Source organism: Bacillus sp. ISL-55, from assembly GCF_018613155.1.
In the GTDB taxonomy this organism is placed as follows: Bacteria; Bacillota; Bacilli; order Bacillales; family Cytobacillaceae; genus Mesobacillus.
In genome coordinates this window covers 164,767-182,804 of sequence record NZ_JAGGQU010000018.1, presented here as the reverse complement: position 1 = coordinate 182,804, position 18,038 = coordinate 164,767, and the positions used below count along the sequence as shown (strand labels likewise).

Genomic DNA, 18,038 nt, shown 5'->3' with positions numbered 1-18,038 from the left:
ACAGTCTCCTTCCAGGAATATTGATTGCGATTCGGGAAATGCTTCTTGCCATCCGGATTGCTTTTCTAATCGATCCTTAAAACTTGCCTGACAATAGTGTAAAATAAACATATTGATAATACCACTAGAAGCTGGAGGCTATTTTAATGAAATGGAAACAGATTCCCCTAGGTCCTTTACAAACAAATTGCTATATCGTCTATGATGATGAAAACAAATCATGCCTGATTGTGGATCCTGGCGATAATCCAAAAAAGCTGGCAACAGTGCTTGAACAGCTAGAATTGAAGCCAGAAGCAATTGTGCTCACTCATGCTCATTTCGATCATATCGGGTCAGTGGATAGAATAAGAGATAAATACGGAATCAAGGTATATATTCATGAAAAAGAAAAGGACTGGCTATCAGACCCTTCTTTGAATGGTTCAAAGCATTTTATGCTTAACGAGCCAATCAAAGCGCGTCCTGCTGACCATTTGATTGGCGATGAAGGTGTAATGTCAATAGGCAGTTTTGAGTTCGAAGTGTTTGAAACACCGGGGCATTCTCCTGGGAGTATATCGATCTACTTTCCTGAAGCAGAGTTTGTCCTGGCAGGAGATGCTCTGTTTAATGGCAGTATAGGAAGGACGGACTTGCCGGGTGGCAACCATAATCAACTAATCAGAAGCATCCATGACAAGCTCCTGGTATTGCCAGAACAAACTGAAGTCCTTCCCGGTCATGGACCAGCAACCTCGATTGGTTTAGAGATGGATTCAAATCCTTTTTTAAACGGATTTTAAAAACCTAGCAGAACAAGGAAAGCCCTTCTCAAAGAGAAGGGCTTTCCTGGGGGATGTTCTATTCATATCATGGGAGGGGATATAGTTAAGCTACTACTAAAACAATATAATACCGAAAACACTATGTCAATAGTGAAAACTTTTTTTCAAGGAGCTAATATGAAAGAAATTATTAGACAGTTTATTGACGCCTCCCCGGATAAAATGATTTCATATGCTGAGTATATGGAACTTGCACTTTATCATCCTGAGGAAGGTTATTACATAAAGGAACGCCAAAAAATAGGGAAAGAAGGGGACTTTTATACAACAAGCAATGTATCTGATGTATTTGGCAGATTGATTGGCAAATGGTTTGCGAAACATTCTGGAAATCTTGCCCTGCCGCCATCTGTTTGTGAAATAGGAGCTGGGAATGGTCGGTTTGCCCGCGCATTTATTGAGGGTTGGAATGACTTGAATGATGAGAGGCTAACATACTGTATAGTTGAAGCCAGCCCTTATCATCGGAAGCTTCAGGAAGCAGAGTTGAACGGTCTAGAAGATGTAAATTTACTTTATGGTAGTACATTTGCAGATACAGGCATGAAAGAAGGGCTGATTTTTTCGAATGAATTATTTGATGCTTTCCCTGTCCAGGTCGTCGAAAAAAGCGATGGCATTTTGAGAGAAGTTTTCGTAGGCCATGACGATGGACAATTAAAAGAAATCATGTTTCCAGTAATGGATGACCGGATTACCGCATTTTTAAATGACCAGGAACTTGAACTGGCTGAAGGGCAAAGGATTGAGATTCCGCTTGCCTTTGAACCGTTCATTAAATCGATCTCTGATAACTTAACGAAAGGCCTCATGGTGACTGTAGATTACGGATATACGAAAGAAGAATGGATGCACCCATCAAGGAGGCGCGGCAGCTTAAGGGGATATTACCAGCACCAGATGCATCATGACGTTTTGCAGCATCCGGGAGAGATGGATATTACCAGTCATGTGCATTTTGATGCACTAAAATTAATTGGTGAGAAATACAGCCTGAACTTTGTGCAAAAAATGAGACAGGATAAGTTCCTTATGGCTGCTGGCATTTTAGAAGAGCTTGCGGAACACAATGACCCCAATCCGTTTTCTGAAGCTAGTAAGCGGAATCGCGCTATACGAAGCCTAATCTTGCCAGGGGGGATCAGCCAGTCCTTTGATGTGGTTGTTCAGGCGAAGGGTCTGGATCCCTCGATTGGGAAATTATTTTAATATACGCTTAGAAAATAAAAAAAGCGATGTATGAACATCGCTTTTTTTATTTGACCTAACAATCGATCAATGTCCAGTTCCACCTAATGGCATCATAAATGTTGACCAGTAAGTAAATCCAGCAAAGAAAATCGTTAAGTATGCGCCGAAGACGTAAATGTACATACGCTCAGACAGTTTCAAGTAACTTAAAAGCAAGAAAAATCCAGTTTGACCAAAGAAAATCAAGGACGTCGTATACATGTCACCTAAGAAAAACATGACAGCAAAGATTCCCGTCCAGAATCCTAAAACTCTGTACATACGATCCAAAGATATCCCTCCTTTACCCTACAAGTCCATCACTATCATATTATAAAGTAAAGTGGAGTGAAAAGTAAACAAGGATTGATTATTGTGCAATAACAGCTTGATATGAACAAGAGTCACAGCCTGTGAACATATTCTCTTTTTCGATCAGTTCGATCTCACCAAACAGTGATTCGAACATACCGCGCAAAAATTCATAATGCATATTGCACACTGTTTCCGTATGTTCCATTGCCACTTCCTTGAAAGGACAGTTAAAGATTTGGAAATAAATCTTGGTCTTTTCGCTGTTAGACTCGAATTCAGGATAAAAGCCAGCAAGAGTTGCAGCGTTCTTGATTGAGTTCAGTTTATGTTCGAACGTCATTTCAGCTGACATATGTGAGTTTCGGGATACTTCTTGTTCAATCAGTTCTTCCCCGAAACGTTTTCCTGTCAAGTACAACGCTGTCTTTCCTGATTCTCCAAGAGACATCATTGTTGTCATCGCGATTTTGGACAATAACTGATAATCGCGGAATGGGAAGTGCAGCTGGATCACTTCATCGGAAAGTCGGTACAGTCTGCTTGGACGTCCCCCTTTGCCAGTCTTTTTTGTTTCTGAAATCAGCATGTTGACATCTTCGAGTTTTGATAAATGAAGCCTTGCCACATTTGGATGGATATCGAAATTGTCGGCAATTTCCTGTACGGTTACGTCCTTATGTCTTTTTGTGATGTATTGATAAATATAATAACGCGTTGGATCAGACAAAACACTTGTAATTTTTAATGTTTGCTCCACCTTAGTTCACCTCAGACCACTAATTTGCTTTCATTATAATACAGAGGAAAATAAGGTTTACACTGTTTACACTATATGTTTAGAAAATGTTCACAACTAAATGGCGAATTGATGACAAAATAGTATACAAATGTTATACAAAAGTTATACAATACGTATATAAGATAATTTTGATCGCCAGGAGGTTAACTTAATGGAAGAGCTGACGTTTTATTCATATCCAAGCTGTACTTCATGCCGTAAAACAAAAAAGTGGCTGGTCTCTAACAGCGTGAAATTTAATGAACGTCACATGTTCAAAGATACTCCATCAAAAAATGAACTGCTGCAAATTTTATCTCTGACGACTGAGGGCTTTGATGAACTGCTTGCAACAAGGGGAGAAACTTATAAAAATTTGGGAGTGGATATGGAAGATCTGCCACTTTCGGAAGTAATCAAACTTGTCATTGAAGAACCGAAACTGTTGAGACGTCCGATCCTGACAGATGGCAAAAAGCTGATTGTTGGATTTAACCCAGATGCCTTGAAAAAAATAGCTAAATAAAAAAACGGAAGCGGATGCTTCCGTTTTTTTTAGGAACTGGGCTAGCTGGATTCGAACCAACGCATGACGGAGTCAAAGTCCGTTGCCTTACCGCTTGGCTATAGCCCAATAATATGACTTGCTGACGTTACGATAGTTATTATGAATTGAATTGTCACTTTTTATACACATTTAAGCCGGATTTTTTGCAGGAAACAAAAGGATTTTGACGAAATCTCTTTCTATAACCGAAAAAGGTGGTGCATCCTTATTGTTAAATCAATTGAACAGCTAGCGGATAATGTGCTGAAAGATGCTTTAAGAAGTGGAGCGTCTGACATTCATATTATCCCTCGCGAGAAAGACACATTGATTAAATTCAGGCTTGGCAATCAGCTGCTTCCCCGGTACACACTAGAACAAGCAGATTGTGAGCGGCTCATTTCACACTTCAAATTCACAGCTTCGATGGATATTGGTGAAAAAAGGCGGCCACAAAGTGGTGCTTTTACCTATCAGTATCAAGAAATGAAAATAGGCTTAAGAATCTCCACGCTTCCTGCCTACCAGAGTGAAAGCATGGTCATTCGTCTCCTTCCCGAACAAAATCAAACTCCTTCATACCAAATTTCATTATTCCCATCCACATCAAAAAAACTGATTTCCCTACTAAAACACGCACATGGCTTGATCATTTTTACTGGTCCTACTGGGAGTGGTAAAACAACAACTTTATATTCCATGCTTTCTGAAACCTCGGATTTGGTGAATCGCAATGTCATTACGCTGGAAGATCCAATTGAAAAACCGAGTGACACAGTGCTGCAGGTCCAGGTTAATGAGCGGGCAGGAATTTCATATTCTGCGGGATTGAAAGCAATCCTGCGGCATGATCCGGATATTATAATGGTTGGGGAAATAAGGGATAAAGAGACGGCTGAAACGGCTATAAGGGCCTCGCTGACAGGACATTTGGTGCTCACGACTATGCATACAAGGGATGCCAGAGGAGCGATTTACAGGCTGATTGAATTCGGGATTAATTGGCTTGAGATTGAACAGACCCTGATTGCAGTAACGGCACAGAGACTCGTGGAATTGACTTGTCCTTACTGCGAAGGGACTTGCTCGCCATTTTGCTTTTCATCAGGCGGCGGTAAAAGGGGAAATGTTTTCGAAATCCTTACGGGGAAGGATTTATCTGCGGTACTGAAGGAAGCAAAGGGGGAGTGTCACAGCTATCATTACAAGACGCTCAAAGATGCGATCATGAAAGGCATCGCTCTGGGGTTCATAAAGGAATCAGAATACCAGAGGTGGGTTCTCAATGATGGAGAGTAAATGGCCTGTCGCTGAACAGGCCAGATTTCTCAAAAGGAGTGGGGAGCTTCTGTCGCGAGGTTATTCATTGGCTGAAGCGATTGAATCCATGACGTTTTATTTGGAAAAGAAAAGGAAAGAGGAGGTTAAAAGAAGCCTTGAAAAGCTGCGAGAGGGATTTCCGTTATATCTGATTCTTGCAGAATTGAATTTTAAAAAGGATCTTGTCAGCTATGTTTACTTTGCCGAGCAGCATGGCGGACTGGCCCGTACCTTAACAGAGGGGAGCGACATGGTCCTTAAGCGGGAAGCTGACTACCAGAGATTAAAAAGGCTTGCCGCATATCCAATTTTTCTAGTATTGCTTACGTTTATTTTATTTTTTTTCGTGAATAGGATTTTACTGCCGAAATTCAATTCACTATTTTTAGACATGAACCTGGCTCCGAATATTTTTATGAAAATCATTGGGGCAACAGCCTCTTTTCTTCCAAACCTGCTCTATTTTCTTCTTAGTTTCCTCACATTGCTTGCCGTATACTACATTTCGAGCTTTAAAAACATCCATCCATTGAAACAAAAAATGATGCTTGTCAGGCTGCCGATTGCCGGAAAATTTGTCAGTCTTCTTTACTCCCACTACTTCTCTGTCCAGTTAAGCTATTTATTTTCTGGCGGCCTTTCCGTCCTTGCGGCATTGCGGATTTTTGAGCAAAACGTTCATGAACCTTTTGCAAGGGAGATAGGAAAGGATATGATTTCAAAACTGGCTGCCGGCCAGGATTTCGACAAAGCAGTCGGGGAGTATCTGTTTTTTGAAGCAGAGCTGCCGAGGATTATTAAGCATGGGCAGGAGAACGGGAAGTTGGACCAGGAACTTTATTTTTACAGCAGGCACTGCCTGAAAGAGCTTGAAGAAAAATCGGAAAAAGCCATGAAGACAGTGCAACCGATTTTGTATAGCTTCATTGGCTTGCTAGTCGTTTCACTGTACCTAGCCATATTACTGCCGATGTTCCAGATGATGAAAGGAATTTAATCATCTATTGATGCAGAAAAATAAAGGAGAATGCATAATGAAAAACCAAAAAGGCTTCACATTGATAGAAATGATGATTGTATTGCTCGTGATCTCTGTTCTGCTTATTATTACAGTCCCGAATATTGCTACACATAGTTCGAATATCAATTCAAAGGGGTGTGAAGGGTATATAAAAATGGTTGAGGCGCAGGTGCAGGCGTACAAAATTGACAAAAATACAAATCCTACCTTTGAACAGCTTCAAACTGACAAGTACCTAAAAAACACGGGCTCTACTTGTCCAGACGGTAAAACTGAACTTGTCATTACTGCTGAAGGTGCGGTGGTAAAGAAAGATGATATCACTGCAACCGGCCAATGAACCACTCTGGCGGTTTTACCATGGTCGAAATGCTGATTGTGCTTTCAGCCTTCCTGATGCTTTCCCTCACATCAGCCTTCCTGTTTTCACCGCATAAGGACATCCTTGAGAAAGACCTTTTCTTTTCACAATTCAAATCTGACCTTCTATACAGCCAGCAATATGCGATTTCCCATCAAGAAACAATTACTGTCCATATCATGCCGGAAAATAACTATTATTATATCCGCGGAACGGATTATGCTTCTCCGTATTTGGCTCAGAGACATTATTCTTCCCAGATTAAATTGAAAAAAGGGACGATGAATTTATTATTTCACTACATGCCGGATGGGAATATCGATAGCTTCGGGTCATTATATGTCACGGCTGGTTCAAAAAAATACAAGCTGATGATTCAAATTGGAAAGGGCAGGTTCTATGTTTTGGAGGAATGATGGTTTTTTTCTCAGTGAAATGCTGCTATCGCTGGCTGCGTTTTTAATGGGGAGTGCAATATTGCTTCCGATTGCCATTCATGTCATCAACCAGACAGTGGAGTCTGAAAAAAAGGCAACGGCGATTAATTTGTTATATGACGAACTGATGTATTTGAAAATCACAGGAACTGATTTCGGCAGAAGATTCATTGAACAGAATGGAGACAAGTATGAAGTAGTGGTCACCAAGATTGAGGAAGATTCTTCATGGGAGGTTTGTATTCATTATGATATCGCTCAGAGGCATTATGAAAAATGTGCTCCCGCAGAGTGAACGAGGCTTTACCATGGTGGAGATGCTTCTATCTGTTCTGCTCTTTCTTCTGATCGCCTCGATGCTGCCGTTAGGTATGAAAATTATCCTTGATCAGCGTGTTGCTGATACTGTAGTGAGGAGGATGGAGTGGGAGGTCTTCAACAGCCAGGTGAAAAAGGAAATTCGGTCTGCACAGCAGTTGAATGTCCAGCCTGATAAGCTTTTAATGAAGGTTGATGGGCAAATCATTCTTTATGAAAAATATGGTGACAGCATGAGGAGAAGGGTGAATTACCAGGGGCATGAAATCTTGGTGCAAAATCTAACAAGCTTCAGCTTTGGCAAAATAGCTGATGGCGTAGAGATAAAAGCTAAGGATGTAAACGGAAAAGATTATTCTGTTAAAATCCATCAATTTTATCAAACCGGGGGTGTGGAGCCATAAATCAAAAAGGTTTTGTTTATCCGCTAACGATGATCTTTTTGCTCCTTATTTCGTTTTATTTGTTGATACTGACAGAGAATTATCTAGCGGGGAAAAGATTCGCGAAAGAAACAGAGACGATACGGCTGCAGGAATACTATATGCTTTGTTCGGTCAAACAGGCTGAGAAGATGCTGCATGATGGATATTTGCCAACTTCAGGAATAATGGACTATGAGTTAGGAAATGTTGCATTCCAAAAACAATCTCTGTCTGTAAGTGTGGAGGAAGTGACTTTTAATCTTAAGCTTGACAGTGGGGAGAAAACTCTTGGCATTGGCCAATATGACAAGGTTACGGGTGCGATGGTAAGATGGAGGGAAAAGAACTGACGGGTGATTAAAGATATGGAAGCTATATATTTAATTGGATTCATGGGGTCTGGCAAGACTACCGTATCACAGGAACTGGCTGAAAAGCTGGAAATAGACGTATACGACACAGACCGTGAGATTGTCAAGTTGGCAGGCAAGACTATAAAACAAATTTTTGACATTGATGGTGAAGAAAAATTCCGTAATCTGGAGTCTGAAGTTTTACATTCTATGCCTTTAGGTAATGCCGTTGTCTCCACCGGAGGAGGAATTATTGGCTCGGAAAAGAACAGATTGTTCTTAAAAGAAAAAATGAATGTAGTATTCTTGAATGCAGATTTCAGCACCATTATGGAGAGGCTGAAAGATGACGATACCAGGCCGTTATTAAGTCAAGACAACTTGGGAGCTGCTGAAAAACTGTACCATCTCAGGCTTCCATTATATCGAGAGGCTGCAAATATTGAGGTCAATGTAACCGGTAAATCAGTTTCAATAATCACCGATGAAATCATTCGGCGTATGAAAAAGTAAGTCGTGGTTATACTTTATAAAGTATGAAGGATGGTGTAACCATGAAAACAAATGATTATGTTAAATACCTTACCCAGACTGTTGTAAAATATATTGATCAACCTAAGGAAGAACGCCGGAAGATGAAGCAGGCGAAAAAAGAAGCGGAAGCTACCTTCTTGTTCAGGTGGTTTGGCATCCTGCCGTTCATGTTGATGTCGAGCATGAAAAAGAAAAAGAACAAATAATTGGTAAGCCCGGCTAAAGCGATAGCCGGGTTTGTTTTTTTGCTGCAGGATCACTCATAAAGCATTTTCTGTTAAATAAAATAATCCGCCGTTGACGATTTCGATATTGACCTTCGGTTCATATTGCTCCTGTAATGCAGCTTTTTCAGTTTTAAAGCTTTCAGACTCTTCTTCTTCGTCTTCATAAAAGTGATGGAGCAATTCCAGGTCCTTCTGCCAGCGTTTTCTTGCCTCTTCTGCCCAGGTGTGATCCTCTTGCTCTACCCTTGTTGTCAAAAAAGACTGAATCCTGTTAACTCCGCTTTTTGGCTTTATTAATGGAGAAAGAGTATAAGCATAATCAGGAATTTTTGAATTCAGCGGCAGCTTCAATAGTTTGTCATGAAAATCTTCTACCATCATTCCGTTGATCAGCTGCAGGCCGATCGAATGGAAAACATCCCGCTTCCTGTCACATTGATACGATATTTTCATATTCAACCCTATCCAGGGTATAAGCGGTGTCTGGGTAGGAAATTGGTTGTTTTGATACAATCGTATATATCCGGCAAGATTTTTTGTCGATGCAAAGATTTGATGAAGGCGAGGTGACCCAAAGTGGATGACCTCACCTTTGATATCGTCTGGTGCCTTCTGTTTATTGGTAATGAAGGTCAGCTTCATTGGATTGGGAACGCCGCCCGTTTTCTCGAGGTAATGCCAGTAAAAAGGGCGGTTCATCAATTCCTTATCAAGATCAACAGTTAACTGTACTGTCATATATCCCTTGTTATTCTCCATTAAGTCACAGTTATTCGCGGTAAAATATTTTTCGAGAAAATTATGGATTTCCGGTTGCTGCACGCTGATTTCCCTCCTTCATTTCCTCTGCGAACTGAATCATCGATGTCAGGTTTTCCATCTTGATCCGAATCTCCCCTTCAGAAGTCGATTTTCCGAAAATATCGGTCAAATGATCTTCGATATTCCCAAATTCCAATTTCGTAAGAATATCATCAAGTTCACCGATAACTTTTTCGAAAAGGTTGATTTTTTCGTATAGCAGTTTCAGGACATGTTCTTCAACTGTATCTTTTGTCGCGAAATTATATATTTTTACATCTTTTTCCTGCCCGAGGCGATGAATCCTTCCGATTCTTTGTTCAAGTCTCATCGGATTCCAGGGGAGGTCAAAGTTGATGATGTGGCTGCAGAATTGCAGGTTAATTCCTTCACCGCCCGCTTCTGTTGCGATCAGGACCTGGACATTCTTCTGGAATAACTCCCTCATCCAATCCTTTTTGCCGCGTTTGAATCCTCCACGAAATGGAACAGAAGTGATGCCATGCTGCTTCAAAAACCATTGAAGGTATAGCTGTGTGGCCCTGTATTCGGTAAAAATAATCACTTTGTCATCAATCTGCTTTATTAATTCAAGCGCTTTTTCAGCCTTAGAGTTTTTCGTAACCCCCTCGACGCGTTTTATCAGCTGGGCGATAGTATTCTGGAATCCCACTGATGGATTCTCCTGTCTTTGAAGCATGTTCCTGAGGGTGTAGAAAACAGCTTCCCTGCTGCTGCAAGCTTCCCGTTGAAGTGTCATTAACGAGAATTGACTGGAGCTGAGACCGGCTTCAGCACCTCTTAAGGTTTGAACCGAATCGTACAGTGCCCGCTCTTCTTCTGAGAAGTGGATAGGAATAGTCTCTACATGGCGTTTAGTCCATTCGATTCCGGTATCAGAGCGCCTGTTGCGGATCATTACTTTATTGACCAGTTCCCTAAGGTGTTCATCATCATTAACAGATCTGGCATCCTTCTTATACTTGTCATAGAATACCGATTCACTGCCCAGATGTCCTGGTTTTAAGAGTGAAACGAGATTGAAAATTTCTTCAATCCGGTTTTGTATCGGTGTTGCTGTAAGCAGAAGACAAAATCTCTTCTTAAGATTTTGGACAAATTCATAGTTTTTTGTTTTGTTATTTTTTAGCTTGTGAGCTTCATCAATAATGATAAGGTCATAATTTAAGTTGTTGATGATATCCTTGTGCGGCGCGCGTTTCGCCGTGTCAATTGAAGATACGACAACATCACACTGCTCCCAAACGTAGCTTTTCTTCTGGGCAATGGCAGGGATATGGAATTTGGTATTCAACTCCATGGCCCACTGAGAGACAAGGGAGGCAGGAACAAGGATCAATACTTTTTTGACCAGACCCCTGATCATGTATTCTTTTAAAATCAATCCAGCCTCGATTGTTTTCCCCAGACCAACTTCATCAGCCAGTATTGCTTTTCCGTTCATGTTCTCAACGACCTGCTTTGCTACCTCCAGCTGATGTGGCAAAGGAGTGAGTTCTGGCAAATGCGCCGGTGCCTGAAGTCCCTCGAATTCCGGGATAATGGTATGCTTTTCTATCTCAACGGCAAGCTTATAGAGCTCCCAATTTCCCCATGGGCCGTCATTCTCAATTCTTTCAGCCATTTCGTCCTGCCAGGAAGAATCAAAGTTAATTTGAACGGTCATTTTATCCACCTCTTTTAAAGTATAAATATATTGCCGAAATTGGCTCTCTAATGGTAGGATGAAGTTAGCTTTTGAATGTTTTGAAATTTGTCATTTTATAGCTTTAAATAGTCAGTTTACAGACATGTGTAATAACGTCTAGCATGCCCAATTGTGAAAATAATATAAATGCGGATGACAACAAGGGGAGAGACTACTTACGTAGCGCCGAAGGAGCAAGCAAACTTTGTGAATCTCTCAGGCAAAAGAACTCTTGTTTGACGCATCTCTGGAGAGCGCTTTATTAGTGGGAGCCACCCAAGGGGAAAGCCTAAACAGGTAAACTTTCAGGTGAAAGGACAGAGACCTTCTCAGATTCAGGGGGGGACTCTGTCCTTTTTTATGGTCCATTGACAGAGTATTTTGACTCACTAGAACGTGGGCGAAAACTGGTTTTTAGCTATAGGACGAAGGGGGATACATAATGAGTGAATTAAAACGAACACCGCTATTTGAAGTTTACAAGGAATACGGTGGGAAGACGGTTGATTTTGGAGGCTGGGAGCTTCCGGTCCAATTTTCAAGCATAAAGGAAGAGCATGAAGCAGTTAGGACAAAAGCTGGTCTATTCGATGTTTCTCATATGGGAGAAATCGAGGTGAAAGGCCCCGATAGTCTTGAATATCTACAAAAAATGATGACGAATGATGTTTCAAAGCTTAAAAACGGCGGAGCCCAATATACAGCAATGTGTTATGAGACCGGCGGCACTGTTGATGATTTGTTAATTTATAAACTCGAGGATGAGCATTATCTTCTTGTAGTGAATGCTTCCAATATCGAAAAAGATTTCGATTGGATGCAAGATCACCTTGAAGGCAATGTGCAAATTAAGAATCTGTCCGAAGGCATGGCGCAGCTTGCCCTGCAGGGACCGCTTGCTGAGGGAGTCCTTCAAAAGTTGGCAAAGGATCATGACTTAAGCACAATTGGTTTCTTCAAGTTCAGTGAGGAAGTTGACCTGAACGGCAAGAAAGCGCTTGTATCACGAACAGGATACACAGGCGAAGATGGATTCGAAATTTACTGCGATTCAAAGGATGCTGCAAACCTCTGGAAGGAAATCCTTGAAGCAGGCAAAGATGAGGGTGTCATTCCATGCGGCCTGGGTGCCAGGGATACACTTCGCTTTGAAGCTAATCTGGCTTTGTACGGCCAGGAGCTTTCATCTGAGATCAGCCCGCTTGAAGCTGGAATAGGCTTCGCGGTCAAGCTGAATAAAGAAGCTGATTTCATTGGAAAAGAAGCACTTAAGCAGCAAAAAGAAAATGGTCTGCCTAGGAAGCTTGTTGGTATTGAAATGATCGACAGGGGAATCCCGCGCCATGGTTATCCCGTTTTCAAAGGTGATACTCAGATTGGCGAAGTAACGACTGGCACGCAATCCCCGACGCTCAAGAAAAATATCGGGCTTGCACTGATTGATGCAAAAGAAACTGAGTTAGGTAACGAAGTGGAAGTTGAAATCCGCGGAAAACGCTTAAAAGCTGCTGTTTCAGCTACACCTTTTTATAAAAGAGATAAAAAGTAAAAGCCGGAGAGGGGAAAAAGTTATGAAGCATCGCTATTTACCGCTGACTGAAAGTGATAAAACCGCAATGTTGGAAAGCATCGGCGTTTCATCGATCGATGAACTGTTCAGCGATATTCCTGAAAAAGTCCGTTTTGCCGGAGAATACAACATCAAACCAGCCAAGTCTGAAACAGCTCTAATGAAAGAACTGACAAAGATGGCTGCAAAAAATGCCGATTTAAAAATGAATACTTCATTTATAGGCGCTGGTGTATATGATCACTACATTCCAGTAATTGTTGACCATGTTCTTTCACGCTCAGAGTTTTACACTGCTTATACACCTTACCAGCCAGAGATTTCCCAGGGTGAACTTCAGGCAATCTTTGAATTCCAGACGATGATCTGTGAATTGACTGGCATGGAAGTAGCAAATTCATCCATGTATGACGGTGGAACAGCTCTTGCTGAAGCAGCGATGCTTAGTGCAGGCCATACAAGACGTAAGAAAGTCTTGATTTCAAGTGCTGTCCATCCTGAATACAAGGATGTCGTAAAATCATACGCCAAAGGTCAATATATTGACGTTGTGGAAGTACCCCACAAGGATGGCGTAACGGACCTCGAAGCACTGAAGGATATGGCAAGTGAAGAAGTAGCTGCTGTCATCGTTCAGTATCCAAACTTCTTCGGCAGCATTGAATCAATGAAGGAAATTGAAGCAATCGCACATGAGAATAAATCATTGTTCGTTGTATCAAGTAACCCGCTTGCACTTGGAGCATTAACGCCTCCAGGGAAGTTCGGTGCTGATATCGTTACTGGAGACGCCCAGCCTTTCGGAATCCCGACAGCATTCGGCGGCCCTCACTGTGGATACTTCGCTGTATCAGGAAAGCTCATGAGAAAAGTTCCAGGCAGACTAGTCGGCCAGACAAAGGATGACCAGGGCCGCCGCGGATTCGTATTGACGCTTCAGGCGAGAGAACAGCATATCCGCCGTGACAAAGCGACTTCCAATATTTGTTCAAACCAGGCATTGAATGCACTTGCTGCCTCAGTAGCGATGACTGCTCTTGGCAAAAAAGGCGTTCGCGAAATGGCTGTGGCCAATATTCAAAAAGCTCATTATGCGAAGAAAGCTTTTAAAGAGAATGGCTTCGAAATCGCATTTGATGGACCTACTTTCAATGAGTTCGTTGTCAAGCTGAATAAGCCGGTAAAAGAAGTCAACCAAATGCTTCTTGAAAAAGGCATAATCGGCGGCTATGACCTTGGACGTGATGATTCCAATTTCGAAAACCACATGCTTGTTGCGATAACTGAATTAAGAACAAAAGAAGAAATCGATACATTTGTTAAGGAAATGGGGGATATCAATGCATAAGGAAGATCAGCCACTCATTTTTGAATTAAGTACACCGGGCCGTGTAGGATACAGCCTGCCGGAAATGGATATTCCAGAAGCCGACTTATCTGAGCTATTGCCAGAAGGATTCCTTCGCGAAGAAGAACCAGAACTTCCAGAGGCTTCCGAGCTTGATATCATGCGCCATTATACTGCACTATCCAAGCGCAACCACGGCGTTGATTCCGGGTTCTATCCGCTTGGATCATGTACGATGAAATATAATCCAAAGATGAATGAAAATGTTGCGCGCTTCAATGGTTTTGCACATTTGCATCCATTGCAGGATGAAAGTTCTGTCCAGGGTGCGCTTGAATTGATGTACGACTTGCAGGAACACCTGATTGAAATCACTGGCATGGACGAAGTGACTCTTCAGCCGGCAGCCGGTGCACACGGCGAGTGGACGGGCTTGATGATGATCCGCGCTTATCACGAAGCAAATGGTGACGACAAGCGTACGAAGGTAATCGTTCCTGACTCCGCTCACGGAACAAACCCAGCATCCGCAACAGTAGCTGGTTTTGAGACGATCACTGTAAAATCAGATGAAAACGGCCTTGTTGATTTGGAAGACCTGAAGAAGGTTGTCGGTGAAGATACAGCGGCATTAATGCTGACTAACCCGAACACTCTTGGTCTATTCGAAGAAAACATTCTTGAAATGGCTGAAATCGTCCATGGCGCAGGCGGAAAGCTTTACTATGATGGAGCGAACCTTAACGCTGTTATGTCGAAGGCACGTCCTGGCGACATGGGCTTCGACGTTGTTCACTTGAACCTTCATAAGACATTCACAGGCCCACACGGCGGCGGCGGTCCAGGTTCAGGACCAGTCGGTGTCAAAGCAGATTTGATTCCATTCCTGCCAAAGCCAATCTTGACAAAGCAGGATGGCGTTTATAAGTTCGACTACGACCGTCCGCAGTCAATCGGAAGGGTTAAGCCATACTTTGGCAACTTCGGCATCAATGTACGTGCATATACCTACATCCGCACAATGGGTCCTGATGGCTTGAAGGCCGTGACGGAGTATGCAGTGCTGAACGCGAACTATATGATGAGAAGACTTGCAGAGTACTATGACCTGCCATTCAACAGGCATTGCAAGCACGAATTCGTACTAAGCGGCAAGCGCCAGAAGAAGCTTGGCGTCCGTACATTGGATATCGCAAAACGCCTGCTTGACTTCGGCTATCACCCGCCGACAATCTACTTCCCATTGAATGTGGAAGAGGCAATCATGATCGAGCCGACAGAAACAGAATCTAAGGAAACCCTCGATGCCTTCATCGACGCGATGATCCAGATCGCCAAAGAAGCAGAAGAGAATCCAGAGATCGTTCAGGAAGCGCCACACTCCACAGTGGTCGGCAGAATGGATGAAACCACAGCTGCAAGGAAGCCGATTTTGCGCTACCAGAAAGCAGAATAGTATGATAAGAGTCCTGCCAGGTTTGTTATTGGCAGGACTTTTTTTATTGAACCTGTTGTGGTGATGTATCCTAGAGGCTTCGGACAAAGTTAGAAGAGGTAGCTGTGACTTTGTCCGAACCTAGTATGACTTCAGACAAAATGATGAGGAAACATTGAGATTTTGTTTGAAATTGGTGTCACTTCAGACAAAACAACGAGGAGAAGCTGAGATTATGTCCGAACCTAGTATGACTTCAGACAAAATGATGAGGGAACATGGAGATTATGTCTGAACTTGGTGTCACTTCAGACAAAACAACGAGGAGAAGCTGTGGTTTTGTCCGAACCTAGTATGACTTCGGACAAAATGATGAGGAAACATTGAGATTTTGTTTGAAATTGGTGTCACTTCAGACAAAACAACGAGGAGAAGCTGTGGTTTTGTCCGAACCTGGTATGTCTTCAGACAAAATTAAGAGGAAGCGCAGAGACTTTGTCTGAACTTGGTGTCACTTCAGACAAAACAACGAGGAGAAGCTGAGATTATGTCCGAACCTGGTATGAATTCAGACAAAATGATGAGGAAACATTGAGATTATGTCTGAACTTGGTGTCACTTCAGACAAAACAACGAGGAGAAGCTGTGGTTTTGTCTGAACCTAGTATGACTTCAGACAAAATGATGAGGAAACATTGAGATTATGTCTGAACTTGGTGTCACTTCAGACAAAACAATGAGGAGAAGCTGTGGTTTTGTCTGAACCTAGTATGACTTCAGACAAAATAAAGAGGGAAATCCGAGATATTGTCCGAACCAAGAGGAATTTTCCTTGGTCCGGTAAAAATTCAGTTTGATTATTTCCTGAATTAAAAAAGCTAAACCCCCCAGCATAGCTGAGGGGTAATTTTATGGGATTATTGCTTATTTAGCTTTGACTTTGCCGCCCCATTTTTTGAAGCCGCCTTGTAGCTGGTTGAGATCCTTATAGCCTTTTTTGTAAAGCATCTGTGCAGCACGTCCGCTGCGAGATCCGCTCTGGCAGTATAGGTAGACTGGCTTGTCCGGTCTGATTTCCTTCAGGCGTGTCTTAAGCTGGGTAAGCGGGATATTTCTTGCGCCTAAAATGTGTCCACCAGCGAATTCATTCGGTTCACGGACATCAATTAACTGCGCTTTACGGTAACCTGCAATAAATTCTTCCTCTGTCAGGGTCTTGAGGATTTTTTTCTGGCGGAAATACATAAACACAGAGTAAAGAATAACCGCAACTGTTAGGACGATTAAAAAGATAAGTGTATCCAAAACATATTTCTCCTTTCAAGCTTAGCTGAGCCACTTTTAATTATATAAGCCTTCATGGCAGAGAGCAAAGGAAATTAGTAAATTTCTTTAAATCAACTTGCTTTGCTTTTGAAATTTATTTTGTTAGACTAAAAAAATCTTAGCTTTAAACTATTTTAAATGGGGTAAAAATTTTATGAATAATGAGGTATGGGGATTTATTGATTCAGGAGACTGTTCACCTTCTTTTAATATGGCGCTGGATGAGGCCTTGCTTGATTGGCATGGTGCAGGGAAAATTCCTCCGGTGGTCCGTTTTTATGGATGGAACCCGGCGACACTATCCGTTGGCTATTTCCAAAGGATTGAAAGAGAAATTGATATGGAAGCGGTGAAGCAGCACGGTCTTGGTTTTGTAAGGAGACCTACTGGCGGCAGGGGCGTTTTGCATGAACATGAACTTACATACAGCGTGATCGTATCTGAAGAACACCCAGAAATGCCGAAAACAGTAACAGAAGCATACCGTGTGATATCGGAAGGGATTTTACAAGGGTTCCAGAAGTTAGGACTGGAAGCTTATTTTGCTGTACCGAAAACTTCTACTGAAAAAGAAGCATTGAAAAACCCGCGGTCGGCAGTTTGTTTCGATGCTCCAAGCTGGTATGAGCTTGTTGTTGAGGGACGAAAAGTGGCAGGCAGCGCACAGACCCGGCAAAAAGGGGTTATCCTTCAGCATGGCTCTATTTTGCTTGATTTAGATGAGGATAAGCTTTTCAGTTTATTCAAGTATCCGAATGACCGAGTTAAGGAGAGAATGCAGAAGGCCTTTAAGACAAAAGCTGTTGCCATTAATGAGATCAGCAACCGCAACATTAATCTTGAAGAAGCGAAGAAAGCATTCAAGGAAGGTTTTGAAGATGGTTTGGGAATTATTTTGGAGCCATACACCTTAAGTGACGAAGAATTGGATTATGTAAATGAACTGGCCAAAAATAAGTACGAATCTGATGAGTGGAATTTCAAAAGATAAAATATTTAAAAGCGGATTTTCCGCTTTTTTTGTTTGTATCCAGTATTTTCTAGGCTCTGAGGATTTATAAAAAAGTGCAACCCTCGAAATTTGTTGTTTTTTATCATTTACTGGAGAAATTCTATCTTTCTCTCTTTATATCTCTATTTTTTAATAGTTTTCATGT

General features: G+C 42.0%; 21 protein-coding genes, 1 tRNA gene and 1 riboswitch. Of the genes, 16 read left to right on the top strand and 6 right to left on the bottom strand.

Going from position 1 to position 18,038, the window contains the following annotated elements:
• The first annotated feature begins 146 nt into the window (after positions 1–146).
• Positions 147–785 carry an MBL fold metallo-hydrolase gene (locus J7E32_RS10470; protein WP_214907046.1) on the top strand — a complete coding sequence of 213 codons (639 nt, stop codon included), beginning with the start codon at positions 147–149 and terminating at the stop codon, positions 783–785.
• Positions 786–944: 159 nt separating this feature from the next.
• Positions 945–2,036: a class I SAM-dependent methyltransferase gene (locus J7E32_RS10465; protein ID WP_214907043.1), complete on the top strand. Its 1,092-nt coding sequence runs from the start codon at positions 945–947 to the stop codon at positions 2,034–2,036.
• 66 nt (positions 2,037–2,102) lie between these two features.
• On the opposite strand, the gene J7E32_RS10460 is transcribed toward J7E32_RS10465, so the two are convergent.
• Together J7E32_RS10460 and J7E32_RS10455 are read right to left on the bottom strand one after the other, a co-directional pair.
• The gene (locus tag J7E32_RS10460; RefSeq protein ID WP_023627332.1) at positions 2,103–2,348 is read right to left on the bottom strand and encodes a DUF2626 domain-containing protein; all 246 of its coding nucleotides are present in this window, start codon (positions 2,346–2,348) and stop codon (positions 2,103–2,105) included.
• A gap of 79 nt (positions 2,349–2,427) precedes the next feature.
• Positions 2,428–3,129 (bottom strand): helix-turn-helix transcriptional regulator, encoded by a 702-nt coding sequence (locus J7E32_RS10455; protein ID WP_214907041.1) that lies wholly within the window; start codon positions 3,127–3,129, stop codon positions 2,428–2,430.
• A 193-nt stretch (positions 3,130–3,322) separates the two neighbouring features.
• Between J7E32_RS10455 and J7E32_RS10450 the strand changes: the two genes are divergently transcribed.
• Positions 3,323–3,676: a Spx/MgsR family RNA polymerase-binding regulatory protein gene (locus tag J7E32_RS10450; RefSeq protein ID WP_214907039.1), complete on the top strand. Its 354-nt coding sequence runs from the start codon at positions 3,323–3,325 to the stop codon at positions 3,674–3,676.
• A 36-nt stretch (positions 3,677–3,712) separates the two neighbouring features.
• On the opposite strand, the gene J7E32_RS10445 is transcribed toward J7E32_RS10450, so the two are convergent.
• Positions 3,713–3,784: transfer RNA gene (locus tag J7E32_RS10445), tRNA-Gln, on the bottom strand.
• A gap of 135 nt (positions 3,785–3,919) precedes the next feature.
• On the opposite strand from J7E32_RS10445, the gene comGA reads away from it, so the two are divergent.
• From comGA to J7E32_RS10400, 9 genes are read left to right on the top strand one after another with little or no spacing between them, the layout of a single operon-like run.
• The gene (comGA, locus tag J7E32_RS10440; RefSeq protein WP_483297605.1) at positions 3,920–4,996 is read left to right on the top strand and encodes a competence type IV pilus ATPase ComGA; all 1,077 of its coding nucleotides are present in this window, start codon (positions 3,920–3,922) and stop codon (positions 4,994–4,996) included.
• A complete protein-coding gene (comGB, locus tag J7E32_RS10435; RefSeq protein ID WP_214907038.1) occupies positions 4,983–6,014 on the top strand; it encodes a competence type IV pilus assembly protein ComGB in 1,032 nt (343 codons plus the stop codon). The genes comGA and comGB overlap by 14 nt, the downstream gene beginning before the upstream one ends.
• Positions 6,015–6,051: 37 nt before the next feature.
• Positions 6,052–6,378 carry a competence type IV pilus major pilin ComGC gene (comGC, locus tag J7E32_RS10430; protein WP_214907036.1) on the top strand — a complete coding sequence of 109 codons (327 nt, stop codon included), beginning with the start codon at positions 6,052–6,054 and terminating at the stop codon, positions 6,376–6,378.
• A complete protein-coding gene (gene comGD / locus J7E32_RS10425) occupies positions 6,375–6,815 on the top strand; it encodes a competence type IV pilus minor pilin ComGD (protein WP_214907034.1) in 441 nt (146 codons plus the stop codon). The genes comGC and comGD overlap by 4 nt, the downstream gene beginning before the upstream one ends.
• A gap of 19 nt (positions 6,816–6,834) precedes the next feature.
• Positions 6,835–7,131, top strand: coding sequence for a hypothetical protein (locus J7E32_RS10420; RefSeq protein WP_214907032.1), 297 nt, complete (start codon positions 6,835–6,837; stop codon positions 7,129–7,131).
• On the top strand, positions 7,085–7,558 hold the full coding sequence (gene comGF, locus J7E32_RS10415) for a competence type IV pilus minor pilin ComGF (RefSeq protein ID WP_214907125.1): 474 nt from the start codon (positions 7,085–7,087) through the stop codon (positions 7,556–7,558). Before J7E32_RS10420 ends, comGF begins: the two co-directional genes overlap by 47 nt.
• 29 nt (positions 7,559–7,587) lie before the next feature.
• Positions 7,588–7,929 (top strand): competence type IV pilus minor pilin ComGG, encoded by a 342-nt coding sequence (gene comGG, locus J7E32_RS10410; RefSeq protein WP_214907030.1) that lies wholly within the window; start codon positions 7,588–7,590, stop codon positions 7,927–7,929.
• Between the two features lie 15 nt (positions 7,930–7,944).
• Positions 7,945–8,445, top strand: coding sequence for a shikimate kinase (locus tag J7E32_RS10405; protein ID WP_214907029.1), 501 nt, complete (start codon positions 7,945–7,947; stop codon positions 8,443–8,445).
• Between the two features lie 41 nt (positions 8,446–8,486).
• A complete protein-coding gene (locus tag J7E32_RS10400) occupies positions 8,487–8,672 on the top strand; it encodes a YqzE family protein (RefSeq protein WP_214907028.1) in 186 nt (61 codons plus the stop codon).
• Positions 8,673–8,726: 54 nt separating this feature from the next.
• Here J7E32_RS10400 and J7E32_RS10395 read toward each other — a convergent pair whose 3' ends face one another.
• Together J7E32_RS10395 and J7E32_RS10390 are read right to left on the bottom strand one after the other, a co-directional pair.
• Entirely contained in the window at positions 8,727–9,515 is a 789-nt protein-coding gene (locus tag J7E32_RS10395) for a YqhG family protein (protein ID WP_214907027.1), read from the bottom strand.
• The gene (locus J7E32_RS10390; RefSeq protein WP_214907026.1) at positions 9,493–11,181 is read right to left on the bottom strand and encodes a DEAD/DEAH box helicase; all 1,689 of its coding nucleotides are present in this window, start codon (positions 11,179–11,181) and stop codon (positions 9,493–9,495) included. The genes J7E32_RS10395 and J7E32_RS10390 overlap by 23 nt, the downstream gene beginning before the upstream one ends.
• Positions 11,182–11,355: 174 nt before the next feature.
• A riboswitch (glycine riboswitch) is annotated at positions 11,356–11,444 on the top strand.
• A 200-nt stretch (positions 11,445–11,644) separates the two neighbouring features.
• On the opposite strand from J7E32_RS10390, the gene gcvT reads away from it, so the two are divergent.
• The 3 genes from gcvT to gcvPB are packed head-to-tail and all read left to right on the top strand — an operon-like array spanning position 11,645 to position 15,576.
• Complete coding sequence (gene gcvT, locus J7E32_RS10385) at positions 11,645–12,751, top strand: glycine cleavage system aminomethyltransferase GcvT (protein WP_214907025.1); 1,107 nt, start codon at positions 11,645–11,647, stop codon at positions 12,749–12,751.
• Between the two features lie 22 nt (positions 12,752–12,773).
• On the top strand, positions 12,774–14,120 hold the full coding sequence (gene gcvPA / locus J7E32_RS10380) for an aminomethyl-transferring glycine dehydrogenase subunit GcvPA (RefSeq protein ID WP_214907024.1): 1,347 nt from the start codon (positions 12,774–12,776) through the stop codon (positions 14,118–14,120).
• On the top strand, positions 14,113–15,576 hold the full coding sequence (gene gcvPB, locus J7E32_RS10375) for an aminomethyl-transferring glycine dehydrogenase subunit GcvPB (protein WP_214907022.1): 1,464 nt from the start codon (positions 14,113–14,115) through the stop codon (positions 15,574–15,576). Before gcvPA ends, gcvPB begins: the two co-directional genes overlap by 8 nt.
• A gap of 903 nt (positions 15,577–16,479) precedes the next feature.
• On the opposite strand, the gene J7E32_RS10370 is transcribed toward gcvPB, so the two are convergent.
• The gene (locus J7E32_RS10370) at positions 16,480–16,860 is read right to left on the bottom strand and encodes a rhodanese-like domain-containing protein (RefSeq protein ID WP_214907021.1); all 381 of its coding nucleotides are present in this window, start codon (positions 16,858–16,860) and stop codon (positions 16,480–16,482) included.
• A 175-nt stretch (positions 16,861–17,035) separates the two neighbouring features.
• Between J7E32_RS10370 and J7E32_RS10365 the strand changes: the two genes are divergently transcribed.
• Positions 17,036–17,872 carry a lipoate--protein ligase family protein gene (locus J7E32_RS10365; protein ID WP_214907019.1) on the top strand — a complete coding sequence of 279 codons (837 nt, stop codon included), beginning with the start codon at positions 17,036–17,038 and terminating at the stop codon, positions 17,870–17,872.
• The last annotated feature ends 166 nt before the right edge of the window (positions 17,873–18,038 follow it).